We start from the raw sequence: 14,860 nt of genomic DNA on the forward strand, positions 1-14,860 counted from the left end.
CCAGCTACCGGGAGGAATATTAGGGAGGTAAAGCGGGATGGAAGTAGGAGGATTTTTTTACAATTTCATGATAAATCCTCCCTGGAGGATTATTGTAAAAAAAAGGATAAAATCCTCCTTCTAGTTTTTTACGAGTTTACTGACGTAATCCAGGTCGATCTCCGGCTGATCAAAGACAACCCCTGCAGTAGCAGCCACAACTTCATGCAGGGGTGTTCCATATTCTTCTTTAAGGTAACGGGACAGCTTACGGACAAAGTAATGTATAGCCGCGTTGTCTGAATTCGGTTTTCGTACTAATGGTGTTTTTTTTGAAAACTGAAGCGACTTGTCAGCAACGTCGCGAAGGATTTGATATATAGACGGAGCTCCCTCTGCCAGAAAAAAACGCCTTAGCTCGTCAATATCATCTTCGCCCCCCGGCCGGCTTATTTCGAGATTGAGTACATTTTGTAATGAATTAATGGACTCGGTGCTGATTAAATCCATAATTGAGTAATTGTGAAACTCTTCCGTCTCGTACATCATCTGCAATAACTCAAGGGCGTGATGATGCATTTTGAGGAAATGATCCCTGCGCTGCTTCGGACTCAGTTTCTGCGCACCCAGCCATCCCAAAATTGCTCGTTCACATTCGTGCCAGAAATAGAGGAGCTGTACCTCTTCCTTACTCCGCTTTGAAAGGGAAGCCCAGACGGGTTTCATTCTAAGGTCCGTAATCAACTTACCCAGCAGCTCTTTACCCTTTTCTGGGGGAAGGGCAAACTCCGTCCGGTGTAAACTGGTCCGATAGTTCTCCTGCCGTTGCTTGGACATTTGCTTAAACTGCTCGTCCTCCTCGAGAAGTTGGGCAATATGGCCGTCCGGATCAGATGGACAGGGCGGGTATTCGCCACCTGGGTATTCTCTAGGGTGCGGGTAGTGGTTATAAGTCCAAACCAAAAGGGCTGGTGCCCAGTCCGGAAAATTCATGAGTTCCTCTTCGCGGTTGGAAAAACGATTGCCTCACGTGACTAACCTCTGCTCCTGTTAAATTTCACTACACCCATATCCGGCGTCAATCCACCGGCCACCATCATTGCGCTCGTGGCCGCATTGACACTATCCCTTACCGGATCAAGGTCGAGGCGAGCATAAATCGCTGTAGTATTCTGACTTTTATGATTAAGACTTTTGCCAATTATGGCTAGGCTCGCGCCCTGCTTGGCCTGCCAGCTTCCCAAGGTTCGTCGTAAGTCATGAATCCGTAGGTCACCGAGACCTGCTCGGGAGAGAATTCGCTGCCAGCCTTTCTTAGGTTCGGCCAAATGGCCGGTCTTTCCCCTGCCTGGAAAAACGAAAACAGTCGGCTCCAACGGCAACCGGTCGCGTAGAATCTGGATTGCTTGGGGCGACAGGGTGACCGTTTGCGGAGTTCCGTTCTTTGTCGTTCTGAGACGCCACTCTGCTCGGTCCAGACTTATATCCTCCCACCGCATTGCCAATACGTTGGCTCGCCGGGCACCCGTAAGCAATGACAGCAGGAAAAAATCTCGCATGCTCGAGTTCTGTTCATCCGCCAAAGCGCGGAAGAATCTGGGCAATTCGTCTCCCTGGATGAAGCGATCGCGCGACTGCTCCTTATTATGTTTGATGCCCGTTGCCGGGTTCGTGTGCCACAGGCCCGCGGATATGGCCCAACCAAATATACTTGATACCAACGCTTTTACCCGATTGGCAGTGGTGGCTTGTCCCGCTTTGGTGATACTGCTGTGGATAGACGCTACGCTGCTCCGGTTAATGGCGGAAATCTTCTTGGGCCCTAACGTCGCCCGCAGATACGAATGGAATTGGGACTCGTCCTGAGCCCAGGTTTTCTTGTTGGGCTTGGAGTGTCGTTCGAGGTATTCCCCGAAGAGTTCAGAAAAGGTAAGCTCAGCCTTTCGTCCCCTTTTCACTTCAGCTGGATTTACGCTATTAGCAATGTCAGCATTAATCTCGGCAGCCTTCCGTCTTGCCTGCTCAATAGTTAGAGCGGGATAGCGACCCAGCGTAACGCGTTCGAGTCTTCCATGTATCCGACGTAATACAGAAAATGTCCGAGTACCGTTCGAACTTACTCGAACCTGTAAGCCTAGCGTCTTCGTGTCGTGGAAATCGATTCGCTTGCCTTGTTCGGGCAACGGCAAGCCTTCAATCATTGCTTTCGTGAAATTAATCTTATTCGCCATCTCATCCTCTGGGTAACTCTGGGGTAACTCCAGAGGTGAATTTAGCGTACACTCTGTGTTACAACATAAATGTCACTATAGGCTGAAGATGACCGTATATCAAGGGTTATAAACTTTAATCAATTTGGGGAAAACGGGGGGCATTCTGATTCGTAATCAGTAGGTCGGGGGTTCGACTCCTCTCAACAGCACCAATTAGTACATTCCTACATCCGTTACATCGCGCCACCGCTCAACGTCCCGGACATCGGGTTACACCGGGTAAGCGAAAACAGTTTGATGGAAATTCGGTACCTGGACGGCAACTTCCGCGGTATCCCCCACGCTATCGCTTAATATTCGCCTTGCTACCAGTCTCGCGCACGGCATTCTTTTGCAGACCAAGGCCCCACTTCGTATGTTGGGCGGTGGCGGCACTCGGGACAGTTGCGGGTCCGGACCATGCCCGTCGCCACCTGGCGTTTTCTGTGTTTAACGTAAATTCTCTTGGATCGAACACCTGATCCTCCCCGCACTCGCCCGGCTCGAGCTCAGGGGCGCTTTTCTGTTGTTATCCTTCTTTATTTTTGTTACCTCTCGGAGCGACACCGTCGGACTGCTTTCGAAGTGCAACGATCTACAGATTAGAACATGCCTTACTTGACATGTGTAACGAGCTCAAGAGTGTGAGGTGTTGCCAGGGTTCGGCGTCGGCTCGCGGACAGAGTTCCGCGCCGTAAAATCGTTGCGTGTCGCGTAAGCATTTTCGCTTGTAAAACGTTATGCCCTTATGGGACATCAAAGAGGGGGAAATTAGCTGGAGTTGTAGGCCTTGAGCAAGGCTAAGGTAGCACCTTATATGGTATCGGAGTGGTCTTGCTGAGATGGATAATGGGGAGGAAAGATTAGCTAGTGAATTATCTTTTGCGGGAAAGGGCCTGAGCTCGTTTATATTTGGAATGTTTATTATTTTGTTTGCCAAATAGCGCGAAATGAAGCTTTTTTTTACAGCGAAAATATTGGACATTGAGGGCTCCCGCCTCGTGTCGTTAGTGGTATGCCTGGTATTGGCTGCCTTGACGCCGCCAACCTTTGCGGACAACACCGTCAAATTAAGGATACTGGTGGTCACGACAGGCGGGGTCGCGGAAGATATGGGATTTGCTTATATCAAGCCCTTCCTTGAAGAAATGGGCGTGCCATATGATGTGTTAAACGTCAGGACACAGGATTTGACTGTGGCGTCTCTCTCCACTTCTCAAACCGGACCCGGCTGCAATGTGGAGGACGAAGGTTGCGTGGGCAACTACAACGGCATCATCCTTACGGATTCTGACCTGTCTCCCGCCTTCACCCCATCAGAATGGGACATCCTGCACAATTACGAGAGGAATTTCGGCGTCCGTGAAGCGGTGCTGTCAGGCTGGCCAGCCACTTATAAGGACTCGCGGCCTCCCCATGGGGTTTATCTGGATTATGGGCTGGTCTATTCGTCCAGCGGCGACGACTATGAAGGCCGGTGGTCAGTGTCCGCCGCATACAACAAGGAAGTGTTTGAGTATGTGAACCAGGCCAATTCACTTCCAGTTACTAACTTCGCGTTCGCGGGCAATCCCCGGAATGATGCTGCTGGCCCACGGGATGGTTCTGTCCCCCGGGTAGAGCCGCTCCTCAGAACGGAAAAAGGCGAAGCCCTGGTATCCATTGTCCGATACATGACGCCCGCGCGAAGCAAGCCCGTACGGGAGGTAATGATCTCGACGATTACCAACGCAGCGTTCCTTATCCATTCACAGGTTCTTGCCTATGAGTTCATCAACTGGGTGACGCAAGGAGTATTTGTGGGGGGGCGTCGTATACATATGGCAACTCATGTGGACGATTTGTTTCTTCGTAGCCTCGTTTGGGACACGGCCCTTAAGGCAAGTAACCCCGCGAATAGCTATCGCTTGAGCGGCGCTGACGTCAACAACGCGGTGAGCAAGCAACTCGCCTTTCGCGCCGCGCACCCGCTAGCGGGCGCCTTCAAGTTGGATTTTGCGTTTAATGGTGCGGGGGCCGTGGTTTACCCGAAAGCTGCGACGTTGATTGCAAACCTGAAGGACGACCTCGTGGCCGCAGTCGTCGTCAATAAGAGAAACTTCCGCTTCATCAACCACACCTTCAGTCACGCGACCCTGGATAAGGCGCGGGCTCGATCTGATGCGCCTTGTGATTACGCGACTCTTAACACAGTCGCGGCTATTAAAGCCGAGATTCTCAGGAACCGGGTAGTCTGGGGACTTCTGGGACTTCCCGACAGAGGTGAAAACGACCGGGTACTCCTGAGTGGAGAGCACTCGGGCCTCAAAGACCACAAGTGCACCGTTAAACCTGCTCTGCATCGGGATATGTTCGATGTCCAAGCGGATGATACGGAATTTGACGCCGGAGGCGCCAACCCGCTGTTCCTGGAAGCAGCAGCTAAAGCGGGAGTTCGCTATCTTGGCGCCGACTCAACGCAGCCCGCCCAGAACGTCGAACAGTTTATTACCCAGTACGAGGACGGCAGCCCGGCGGATCGCCTGTTGCTACCACGCTGGCCCACGGATATTTTTTTTAACGTGACGAATCCCATGCAACTGGAGGATGAGTACAACTACCTTTATCACGGGCGGTTCGTTGAGGTGGGACAAGACCCGTGTGACGTACCGCAGGCGCTCTGCTCACGCAGGAATTATGCTGAAATCCTCGTTGCGGAAGCCGATCTGGCCGTGCGACATATGCTGACGTTAAAAAAGTGGCCGCATTTTTTCCATCAGGCAAACCTCGCCAGATACGACGAGGAGGGTAGCACACTCCAGTTTGACTGGCTTAACGCCGTATTCGCAGGATATGAGGAGCTGTTGACGCTACCGGTCAAGAATATCCCCTATTATTTGATCGGTGATCGCACTGCGGCAAGGCTCAACGCGAAGTCGGCGGTTATTCATGGGACATGGGACCGCGCGAACGATCACGTTACCCTTTCTGCGGATAAGTCCATACCGAGCCTTGCTGTTACGGGTATCTCGGGCGGAGAGCTTTACGGGGGTCAATTCGTGCGGGAAGTCGCCATTGGCAACACCCCCAGGAAGTTTTCGATTGACAGGGCGCTGACCAAGTGAACGTGGGGTACTCTCCTCGATTGCTGGGCTTTGGGCTGCAGCGGTGCCGTTCCTTCAATGACGTTTTGAGTAGCCGTACTTCAGTCCAATGGTAAATCTCGTGCATGGGGTTAAGATGCGGTTTGTTTGTCGTGGGTATTGGGGGCAGGCTGGCAAACGAGTAATAGAGGCAGAGGCCCCGGTAGGGCGCAAAGGTTTTTACCCCGCTCGGTGATGAACAGGAGCGAGGTCGAGTGGTGTTAATCTTAAAGATAGAGAATGACTATGTCCGACATTTTGACGTTCGATCAGACCTATGAGCTGGCGGACATGCTGATAAGAAAAGCGACCAAAGAACAACTCGCGGAGTGTGCGCGACTGCTTGCCTTGAATCTTGCCCATCACCAGATAAAACAGGGGGAGATACCAATAGACGCCACGCTGGCTTCGTTACGATCGTTTGAACGCAACGACGAGCATCTCAAATTGCTAATGGAAGGAATGCTCAACCTGATAGGTGTTCTGCTGAATGTGTCCGGCGACCTGGGGCAGGTGAAGCACTAATAGTTCTGAACCGTCTGCTTCTCCGGAAGAATGCGGCGTAGGGATAAATCAGTATGGCGGTAACATATCCTGGGTCATTGCCCCTTCTTCCGTGTTGCTCCCCAATGCAAGCTAGCGCAGCACCCGTTAAGCATTAAGGCGGATCGCGCCCAAAACCGACATCACCGGGAAGCTTTTCAGACGGTGCGCGATATGGCGGGACCATATAGGGGTCGAGATCGGTTTTACGGTAATATCCGAATGCATGGGCTCCCGCTTTCCCAACTCCACGACTGAATATAATTGTTTTATCGCGCTTGAAAGTAGGCGCTCTCTTTTCGGATTCGTCGCGTCGAGCGCCCGCTTCCTACCGGTTTAGGTATCCCTTTGCGGTTTTGTGTTTGCACGTGAAGGGGGAGGCTATGGGCTCGTCGTATTTAATGGTGGGTTATGTCATCAGGTAACGAATCAAGGTATCTTGCTGCCGGCGTGAGCAAGCGGGAAGCGTGGTCGTGGGCGATGTTCGACTTTGCCAACTCCGGCTATACCACGGTGGTGATTACAGCAATTTTCAATGCTTACTTCGTTGGCGTAGTAACAAACAATGAGGACTGGGGAACGTTCGCATGGACTGCCTCGCTTGGGGTTTCATATGCGCTGATTATTGTCGCTGCACCGCTCCTTGGCGCCTATGCTGATGCCTATGCTGCAAAGAAACGGCTGCTGTTGCTGACGACTGTTGGATGCGTTTCATTTACCGCGCTGCTTTATTTTATCGGCCCCGGCGATCTCGGGCTGGCAATTTTGCTGATTATTCTGTCAAATTTTTTTTTCGGTTGCGGCGAAAATCTGATTGCCGCCTTTTTGCCGGAACTGGCTCAGAGCAGGGCGCTGGGAAAAGTGTCAGGCTGGGGTTGGAGCCTCGGTTATATCGGCGGGCTGGTCAGCTTGGGCGTATCGCTGGCGTATGTCACATGGGCCCAGAATATCGGCATGCGAGCCGATCAGTTTGTGCCCGTGACAATGCTTATAACAGCAGTAATTTTTGCTGTAGCCTGTATTCCCACCTTTCTTTTCCTTAAAGAACGCGCCTTACCTCAACCGCATCTTTTCGGAGGCAGCGCGCTGCGTGAAGCAGTGGCGCGTCTCGCGGGTACGCTTCATCAGGTCCGTGAGTTTCGCGACTTGTTGCGTTTTCTGGCCTGTCTCGTCTTTTATCAGGCTGGCATACAAACCGTCATCACGCTGGCGGCGATATATGCCCAACAAGTAATGCATTTCGATACGGGCGACACCATGTTTCTGGTGCTCGTGGTCAATGTCACCGCGTCAGTTGGGGCCCTTGCGTTCGGCAGCGTTCAGGACAGAATCGGCCATATTCCAACGATTGCATTGACGCTGTGTGGCTGGCTTCTGATGGTGTTGCTGGCCTGGTCGGCGGAAAGCCGGTCTACCTTCTGGCTGGCTGCCAACGTTGCCGGACTGTGTCTCGGGGCCTCGCAATCCGCCGGACGCGCGTTAGTGGGTTTTTTCAGCCCGAGTGCGAGGCGGGCTGAGTTTTTCGGATTATGGGGGCTGGCGGTCAAGCTGTCGTCAATAGTGGGACCGATCACCTACGGAGCGGTTAGCTGGATTTCAAGTGGCGACCATCGGCTGGCAATGTTGATAACGGGCGTTTATTTTGTTATCGGCCTGGCGATATTGATGAGCATCGATGTAAGGAGGGGGAGGGAGGCCGCGCTCCAATCCGACGCGGTACCCGTAAACGCAGTTTGACCGGCTTGAACGAAGACTGCGTCCTGTTGGACTTCCTGCCGTCCAAATTCCTCACTTCGCCCAGCTTTTCACCTGTCCTTCGTTACCTGCGTCTGCCGGTAGTTAATGATGCATGTGATGATGATCATGTCCGTTATTACCACCTGCGGGTTTTTTCTCCTGAGGTTTTTTGGCAGCTTTCGCCTTGGACTTGAGTGGCGTAAAACGGGCGGATTGCGCGTCCTGTTCTGGCAGTTTGATAAACGCGATGATGGTGGTTTCAGGGGTGACCGTGAAGTCTCCGGTACCTTTTAGTATGTTCTCACCCGCCGGCTGCAGCTTGATGGAGTTTTCTGGCTTGCCTTTGCCTATCTGGATGCTTACCTTCCCTACCCCGCCGCCGGTATTGATCTTGTTATCGCTATGATCTGCGACATACAGCAGAATTTCTTTGTCCTTTGTCACGAGTTCCAGGTGATAAGGTCCAGCCATGCGCATCTGCCCGCCATGTGGGGCAGCAATAGAGTCGAAATATTCCTCGGTGTGCGCGGCAACGGGAAGTGACACGGCCAACGCGGCAGCAGTAACAACGGTGGCCAGCAATTTACTCATTTTCTTCTCCTAGTGGAAACTAATTAAAGGGGTGTACAAAAAATGGATTTGCAGCCCGTTTGGGCTTTGTGCTCTCTCTTTCTGTCATTGAGCTTGGGAAACAAAGTCAATGCACGTGGTCACCTGGGGGAGGCAGTATTTCCTTTTCGCGGTTGAGCTGGGCGACCTGCTGCGTCAGCATCTGGGTATTGCTCCAGCCGGGGCCATCGGCCTCCGGAATCCAGCGCGCGCGCAGGTAGCCAAAGCGGTCCACCAGGAACTCCAGGTGATCGGGCAAGGTGCCCTGGCCCAGCAGGTCGGGCTTGCTCAAGGTGCGGCGGAACAGGGCATAGCTTCGCACCACCTCGTGGGCGCCTTCGGTTACCACCGGGAAGGGCACCTCGGCTGTGATCTCTGCCAGTTCCTTTGCGTCGGGATCATCCTCCGGCACCGCGAGCAGCACCGTATTGTCACGGGTCAGCTCGGGATAGAGCCCTGCGAGCTGCGCCAGGCGCTCGCGCGACTGTGGCCATGAGAACAGCACCAGCAGCACATTCTTCTGGCCGCGGAAGTCCTTCAGCGTGCCGCTTGAGCCGTCGTGCGCCACGTAGGAGAAATTGGGCGGGCTCATGGAAGGCTGGGGCTGGTCGGGCTTGACGCTGGGACTCATCAGGCGCGCCTGGTAGCCGCGCGACATGGCGTGCAGGTAATTGACCACGTCCCAGCGGTCCTCTTCGGAGAGCTTGTCGGCAAACACCGGCATGCCGGTATCGGGAATGCCAAAGGTGAGCCAGTGGAAGAAGTCGCCTGCGGTATGCTTGGCGGTATGCGGTTCGGTGAGCATGTCCACCGGCGGCTTCGGAAAGCTCTTGGCCATGACGCCATCGCCCTTGCCCTGGGTACCATGGCAGGCCACGCAGTTCTCGGCGAACAGGGCCGAGCCATTGGCAATGGAGATGGTGTCAAACGGCACCGGGGTCTTGCGGTAGGTTTCCGGGTAGGCGTCGATGGCAAGCGGGGGCAACCCTACGCCTGCAGCCAGGGCCAGCAGCAGCGCGGAGATGCCGAAGCGGCGCTTGTTGTTCCATTTTTTGATGCTGCCAAGGGTGAAGGTCACGCCTGCCAGCAGCAGGAGCGCAACACCGCTCCAGACGCGCATCATGACCATCTGGTCGCCCCAGGTGGCGGCGATGGAGAAGCGGAAGGAATAGGGCCAGGTCTGGATGAGGGCGTGCTTGGCGGGCACGGTGTTGGCCACGATGGTGGCCAGGAGCACAATCCCCAAGGCGAGCACGAATTCGAAGCTGACCCATTTGCGCAGCCGCTGACCGCCGGCCTGGGCGGAGCTCGAGTCGCCGCGCTGGGACAGCAGCGGCAGCCAGGTGGAGCGCGCGCGCGCGGCAATGATGAGTACGATGACCAGCAGGGCGATCTTGGCATCGAGCAGCCAACCGTAGGAGGTGGCAACAAGCGCTCCATAGCTGGTGTCGACCATGCGGTCGGTGATGATGACGCCGGTGGCAATCACCGCCAGCATGACCGGCAGGGCCATGGCGGAGAAACGCTTCAATGCCTGGGCATCGGCCATGACCGCTTCTTCGCGTGACTGGAACAGGGCATGGATGCGCTGGATGGACTCGGTCTGGATGCCCGCGCGCAGGGCAGGCTGTTTGCCCGGACTGCCGGGATTGCTTAAGCTCAAATTGGATGAGGCAGGCTCGGTGCAGGCATAGCACACCACCAGGAAGGCGGGCAGGGCGCCAAACCAGACGCTGGCCAGGATGATGTGCAAGGCATAGGGCAGGATCGACAGTACCGACAGTTCTTCGGCCGCAGCATGGCTGGCAAGGGAGCCCACGGTCAGGGTTACGGCGGCGGCAGTGGCGCACAACACGTATTTCCAGCGCGCGCGCTCGGAGTGGCGCAGGTAGAGGGCAATGGCGGTGACGATCAGGGCGCAGATCACCCGGCCTATCCAGATTTGCCCCATGCGGGTATTTTGCATGAGTGCCAGCCAGGCTTGCGGACGCCAGGCGTTCTCGCTGATGCCGGTAGCCTGTGCGGTGGTGGTGGCCAAAATGCCCAGCAGTCCGATCAGGAGGATCAAGCAGAGCCAGGGCAGCGAGCGCTCCAGGCGGGTGACCCAAGGGGAGTGGTAGGACCCGGCGATTGCCAGAAAGACGCAGCCGCCGACCAGGATCATGTTGGACGCGAGCTGTAACCAGCGCAGGAGCGTCGCGATGACCTCGATCATTTTTCTTGCGCTTTGCTCTTTACTGTGAAGTCGTAGGACGTGTCAACCACGTGGCCGTCCACCGACAGTACCCGGAACTTGACCGTGTATTTGCCCGGCGCCAATTCCGGCAATGTCAGAACGATGGCCTTGGGGTCGTCGGCGGCAATGGCGGGCTTGGCATCGGTCACCGCGGCCTTGGCCCCATCCAGCACGGCAAGCGAGGCATAATCCTTTTCGATTTCCTCGTTGAACCAGAGCCGCACCTGCGCCGGCGGCTGGGCGAGCACGGCGCGCCGCGCAGGCTCGGCCTTGACCAGCATGGCGTGCGCCAGCACCGGGGTGCTATTGAGGCAGGTTGCCAGCGCCACGATCAGGGCGCTGCCCATCATGAGCCGCTTCAGGTTCAGGGCCGGAATCATCAATGGTTGCATTCTTGCTCCTCGTTCTTGTCGCGCGCTCCCGGGCAAATGCCCCTGCTGGCAGCGCAGGTATGGTTGTTTGACTGTATCGCTTCAGTTTGGTTCGAGCACAGCCGCAGCCGTTCCAGCATCTGGGCCCTGGGCCCGGCCTGCGGCTGCGCCAGGCTTACGCGGCGCCCATGTTGCTCGATTTGCGCCCGCGCAGGAAGAATACCACGGCAGCGACCACGAGCGCGGCAATGCCGACGATGAGGTAGGGCGAGGTGCCTTTGGGCTCGCCTACCGAGAATGGGAAGCGGGAGACGTATTCGCCTTTTTCGCCCACGGTCACAAGACCTACGAATTTGCCGGGCTGGGCAAACTGGTATTCGAAATTGATGGAGCCGTTGGGGTAGACCTTGGCCGGAACGTGCAGGATGGTGATGCCCTCCAGGTTTTGTTGTTCTTCCGGTCCGGGCTGCCCGCCGCCGGGGCCGGTGTCGCGGATGATGCGCACTTCGGTGGGCAGGGGACGCAAGGCTTCTTCGATGTAGTCAAGGGCCACCACGGTGCGTCCGGTGGCCGGGATGTCTTCGCAGAATTCCTTCTCCTGGGTACTATCCGGCTGGTAGCCGGTAAAATGCATGGTGTAGGGGCCGATCGTGAGTTTGCATACGTCATCTGCCAGGGAGAGTCCGCCGTGGGCCTGCACCTGTGCGGTGTATGGGATGCCGATGGCCAGCATCAGGCATACGAAGGCAGGCTTGAGAAATTGTAAGGACATTATCAAAATCGCCTATAAGAATTGAAGAATCGTCTATCTGTTTTAGAGTTGTCTATCTGTTTTTGGTTGTCTATGAGCGGCGTCGGGCGCGCCAGCGCTCCACGCGTTTGGATTTCATGAGTTTATACCCCAGCAGGGTCAGGAGCAGCAGGCCGATGAGCGGTCCGACCGCAGTGCGGAATATGTTGCCATAGTTGACCATCTGCACCCGCAGAGGGTATTGGTAGCGCAAGGGCGGCAACCCCTCGGCGGTGATGATGACGGTGTAGAGTCCCTGATCGAGGCTCGTCTCTCCCCTGATGACGCCGTCCGGATGGTAGCTCGGACGCACGTAGGAGACGGTTTCGTCTTCCGTTTCGTTGGTGCCTTTTATGACCCGCATGCCGATGGGCATCTCGCGCATGGCCGGATCAATGAGGTCCACTACCAAGTAAGTGTCTCCAACCTTGGGTATTTCGGTGCAGTATTGGGCGCTCGTGTCAAATTGCGGCTGGTAGGCGCTCAGGTGCACCATGTTCTCGCCTATGCGGCGTACGCAACTGTCTTCTTCCATCGATTCTCGTCCATGCGCGGCCGCGTTGCCGGCATAGAGTGCCGCAATCAGGATGAGCGCGCCTGCCTGTGTCACTTGCCTAACCACGAAAGAATCCTCTCGCTTGCATGTTACAACGCCGTTCGCTCGGCTTACCGTTCCGCTATTTTATCGCTATAGCGGAGTCATTGCTGTTTCGGTTGCCGTTTTGTGTTTCTTACGCGTTAAAAAAACACCGATCCACCTTGCCGTCTGTCGACGGTGGCGGACCGGTGTTTTGAGGAACCTTTGCTGTCGCGGTTCCCCAGTTTGCTTAGAGCTTGGTGAAGACCGGTATGACCGCACCGGCTATGCTGTTGATGTTGCGATCACCAGCATCGTTCCAGGTCATGAGCAAGCCGCCAAACCGGCTTTCCGGATCGCCCAGGAGCGCCATCAGCCGTTGTACTTCCCACAGCGCATCTTTCGCTTCCATCTTGACTTCGCGCGTCTCGCCCGGTTGAATCGGGGTGTCGTTGTCAAACGAAAGTCCGGTGGCAACCAGTTCCTTCGGATAGCCGCGGTCCAGATGCTTCAGGCCCACCTTGTTGATGAAACGCACACCAGCCGTGGTGAACTCGCCAATACGGTAGGCGGTATCCCCGCTGTTGGTCACAGACATCGTCACCCGCAGTGCACGCCCCGGTACGTCGTAGTTGGCGTGGGTCACTTTGATGGCGATGGGGTTGGGTTTCACCGGCAGCGGTTGCACCTTGGACTCACCCGCCTGGATTGGCACGGTGTAGGGATGCTTGGTCTCGGTGTAACGATAGCCGCCCCATACGATGCCAAAGGTCAGGATGAGGATGATCCATGCCATCTTCTTGTCCATCGGATCGAGCAGAAGGTCGTCGCCATAGGCCAGCAGTACGCGGCTACGCGGCAGGAACATGGGCCGGGCAACGTAGTAGCCGATCCAGAAGCAGCCAAGACCCAGCCACAACAGGTGCCAGAAGATGCCGTTGCTGAAGTTGAAGGTCTCGGTGTCGATGGTCTCGCCCGTCAGCAGTTTGATCGGATTGGTGAAGTCATCCCAGCTGCCGGTGATGTTCATCCAGGCGGCAGGGCCTGCAATCGGGCCTGCATCCTTGATGTTGACCATGGCGTGCATGTGATGGCGTCCCGGGATCCGCGCTTTGAGCTTGGCTTCAAAGGCGTAGTCGCGGCCGATCTCGAGCGGGCCCGAGATCATGGTCGGTTCACCGTTCAGCTTGGTGCTCAGCCGTACAAACACCGGGCTGGGGCTGCCTACGTTGAAGAAGGCGCGTCCAGGCTTGCCAACGGCCCGCGGCCAGTCTTCGGCAAGGTGGAATTTGCCGGTCATGGACGCCATGTCGTTGACCTTGGTGGTCTCAGGCTGCCATTTCATGTCGTACCATTGGATGGTACGCATGCGCAGGAATGGCTCCTGCGAGCGTTCGCCATGCGCTGCCGCAGGCTGGATGTCGACCATCAGCCCCATGGCCAGCGCGGCTGCGCCGCACAGGCCTGCTACGCCCTGTTTGATGAGGTTTTTTGTGTTCATTTATTTGATCCCCTCGGGAAAGCCTTCTTCGCCAAATGCGGTGACGTCGTTCTTCATGCTGACGCGGCCACGCGCGCCTTTTACGTAGTAGAAGGCGGTGCAGTAGACTTTGCCAAAGTACCACCATACGCAGAACATGAGCATGGAGACGAAGGCGGAGAAGAATGCGGCAATGACGGTGGTGTGACCGCCAAAGGTTCGCAATGAGCCTTGTTCGATCAGGCGCACGTACTCGGGCGTGCCGGTGCGTACATACAGGAAGCCTGTGTAGTCGGCTACCGACAGCAGTACGCCTTCAGCCACCAGCGGCAGGTGGGTCGGGCCAAAAATGGGCCAATTGCCGGGGTAGAACAGAAGACCAAACGCGCCCCCGCCAATCAGGGCTGTAACCATCCAGTTGCGCGTGAGCAGCAAGACGGTGTCCATGACCAGCGCTCCAGGTATCATGGTGGAGGGGAATACAAAGTTGATGGGGTAGTGTGACCACCAGTAGAAGCCCCAGTAGCGCGTCAGCCATTCGCCTACCAGCAGGCAGACGATGCACAGCGTGGCTCCAAAGGGCAGTCTATAGTTGACCCACAGGTAGTACATGATGGCAGCACAGTAGGTGATGCCTACGATGGGCGTTACCACCGGCCACCATTGACGGTCCTTCCAGTCCAGCCAGAAGTCCCAGTCGCCTGCCAGCAGCATGAAGTGCATGTGGTAGGTTCCAACCAGCAGGATGCATAGAATCGGGAAATATACCGCGTCTATCATCCTGGACATCTTTACTGCTTCCGGCGGCATCTTGGCCGCCTTTAGTATTTCATCGGTTCTGCTCATCGCCTCGCCCTCCCCTAATATGTCTGCAATCTTTAAACATGTATGTTGTGCTGCTTTGCTGCTGTCTTGCCTGCGGCTTTTGCCCGGCTGCCTTCCCCTTGGTCTGTCTCTGGCTGCCCGCGCAGGCTATGATTCCTTTGCCGCTGTCGGCCGCGGCCGCCCTCCCGCTCTTGCCGGGGCGGGGCGGCCGCAGGCCCTCATTTCAGCCTCTTTGACCGATTACGGTACGATCCGGTTGTTGAGGATGACTTTGCTCTGGCCGTTCCAGACTACGTCCGTGAGGTTGGAGTAGCGGGTGATGATCTGGGCTGCAATGCC

At 55.9% G+C, this 14,860-nt stretch carries 12 protein-coding genes and 1 pseudogene; 3 read left to right on the top strand and 10 right to left on the bottom strand.

The window, feature by feature from the left end; genetic code table 11:
- Positions 1-120 precede the first annotated feature (120 nt).
- Both BM022_RS07795 and BM022_RS07800 read right to left on the bottom strand, forming a co-directional pair.
- Positions 121-972 carry a hypothetical protein gene (locus BM022_RS07795; protein WP_091138249.1) on the bottom strand — a complete coding sequence of 284 codons (852 nt, stop codon included), beginning with the start codon at positions 970-972 and terminating at the stop codon, positions 121-123.
- Between the two features lie 41 nt (positions 973-1,013).
- The gene (locus BM022_RS07800; RefSeq protein WP_091138250.1) at positions 1,014-2,210 is read right to left on the bottom strand and encodes a tyrosine-type recombinase/integrase; all 1,197 of its coding nucleotides are present in this window, start codon (positions 2,208-2,210) and stop codon (positions 1,014-1,016) included.
- Between the two features lie 971 nt (positions 2,211-3,181).
- On the opposite strand from BM022_RS07800, the gene BM022_RS07805 reads away from it, so the two are divergent.
- The 3 genes from BM022_RS07805 (at position 3,182) to BM022_RS07815 (ending at position 7,633) form a co-directional block, all read left to right on the top strand.
- A complete protein-coding gene (locus tag BM022_RS07805; protein ID WP_091138251.1) occupies positions 3,182-5,335 on the top strand; it encodes an Agd3-related carbohydrate deacetylase in 2,154 nt (717 codons plus the stop codon).
- A 258-nt stretch (positions 5,336-5,593) separates the two neighbouring features.
- A complete protein-coding gene (locus BM022_RS07810) occupies positions 5,594-5,878 on the top strand; it encodes a hypothetical protein (protein ID WP_256209044.1) in 285 nt (94 codons plus the stop codon).
- Between the two features lie 429 nt (positions 5,879-6,307).
- Entirely contained in the window at positions 6,308-7,633 is a 1,326-nt protein-coding gene (locus BM022_RS07815; RefSeq protein WP_256209046.1) for an MFS transporter, read from the top strand.
- Between the two features lie 102 nt (positions 7,634-7,735).
- Here the strand turns inward: BM022_RS07815 and BM022_RS07820 are convergent, their stop codons facing one another.
- The 8 genes and pseudogenes from BM022_RS07820 to BM022_RS16375 all read right to left on the bottom strand — a co-directional run.
- Positions 7,736-8,224, bottom strand: a complete 489-nt coding sequence (locus BM022_RS07820; protein ID WP_091138254.1) for a hypothetical protein — start codon at positions 8,222-8,224, stop codon at positions 7,736-7,738.
- A 106-nt stretch (positions 8,225-8,330) separates the two neighbouring features.
- The gene (locus BM022_RS07825) at positions 8,331-10,457 is read right to left on the bottom strand and encodes a CopD family protein (protein WP_091138256.1); all 2,127 of its coding nucleotides are present in this window, start codon (positions 10,455-10,457) and stop codon (positions 8,331-8,333) included.
- The gene (locus BM022_RS07830; RefSeq protein WP_177191655.1) at positions 10,454-10,870 is read right to left on the bottom strand and encodes a copper resistance CopC family protein; all 417 of its coding nucleotides are present in this window, start codon (positions 10,868-10,870) and stop codon (positions 10,454-10,456) included. Before BM022_RS07830 ends, BM022_RS07825 begins: the two co-directional genes overlap by 4 nt.
- Positions 10,871-11,024: 154 nt before the next feature.
- Complete coding sequence (locus BM022_RS07835; RefSeq protein WP_091138300.1) at positions 11,025-11,582, bottom strand: hypothetical protein; 558 nt, start codon at positions 11,580-11,582, stop codon at positions 11,025-11,027.
- A gap of 109 nt (positions 11,583-11,691) precedes the next feature.
- The gene (locus BM022_RS07840; protein WP_091138257.1) at positions 11,692-12,261 is read right to left on the bottom strand and encodes a hypothetical protein; all 570 of its coding nucleotides are present in this window, start codon (positions 12,259-12,261) and stop codon (positions 11,692-11,694) included.
- Between the two features lie 205 nt (positions 12,262-12,466).
- Positions 12,467-13,717: a methane monooxygenase/ammonia monooxygenase subunit B gene (locus tag BM022_RS07845; RefSeq protein ID WP_091138259.1), complete on the bottom strand. Its 1,251-nt coding sequence runs from the start codon at positions 13,715-13,717 to the stop codon at positions 12,467-12,469.
- On the bottom strand, positions 13,718-14,542 hold the full coding sequence (locus BM022_RS07850) for a methane monooxygenase/ammonia monooxygenase subunit A (RefSeq protein WP_091138260.1): 825 nt from the start codon (positions 14,540-14,542) through the stop codon (positions 13,718-13,720). It abuts the gene before it with no gap.
- A gap of 219 nt (positions 14,543-14,761) precedes the next feature.
- Positions 14,762-14,860, bottom strand: a pseudogene (locus BM022_RS16375) (methane monooxygenase/ammonia monooxygenase subunit C); the annotation flags it as partial.

Origin of the sequence: Nitrosospira sp. Nsp14 (assembly GCF_900113575.1) — a bacterium.
GTDB lineage: Bacteria > Pseudomonadota > Gammaproteobacteria > Burkholderiales > Nitrosomonadaceae > Nitrosospira.

Coding starts and splice junctions, on each gene's coding strand:
- BM022_RS07795 (WP_091138249.1), bottom strand. CDS start 972: ATGAATTTTCCGGACTGGGCACCAGCCCTTTTGGTTTGGACTTATAAC.
- BM022_RS07800 (WP_091138250.1), bottom strand. CDS start 2,210: ATGGCGAATAAGATTAATTTCACGAAAGCAATGATTGAAGGCTTGCCG.
- BM022_RS07805 (WP_091138251.1), top strand. CDS start 3,182: ATGAAGCTTTTTTTTACAGCGAAAATATTGGACATTGAGGGCTCCCGC.
- BM022_RS07810 (WP_256209044.1), top strand. CDS start 5,594: ATGACTATGTCCGACATTTTGACGTTCGATCAGACCTATGAGCTGGCG.
- BM022_RS07815 (WP_256209046.1), top strand. CDS start 6,308: ATGTCATCAGGTAACGAATCAAGGTATCTTGCTGCCGGCGTGAGCAAG.
- BM022_RS07820 (WP_091138254.1), bottom strand. CDS start 8,224: ATGAGTAAATTGCTGGCCACCGTTGTTACTGCTGCCGCGTTGGCCGTG.
- BM022_RS07825 (WP_091138256.1), bottom strand. CDS start 10,457: ATGATCGAGGTCATCGCGACGCTCCTGCGCTGGTTACAGCTCGCGTCC.
- BM022_RS07830 (WP_177191655.1), bottom strand. CDS start 10,870: ATGCAACCATTGATGATTCCGGCCCTGAACCTGAAGCGGCTCATGATG.
- BM022_RS07835 (WP_091138300.1), bottom strand. CDS start 11,582: ATGCTGGCCATCGGCATCCCATACACCGCACAGGTGCAGGCCCACGGC.
- BM022_RS07845 (WP_091138259.1), bottom strand. CDS start 13,717: ATGAACACAAAAAACCTCATCAAACAGGGCGTAGCAGGCCTGTGCGGC.
- BM022_RS07850 (WP_091138260.1), bottom strand. CDS start 14,542: ATGAGCAGAACCGATGAAATACTAAAGGCGGCCAAGATGCCGCCGGAA.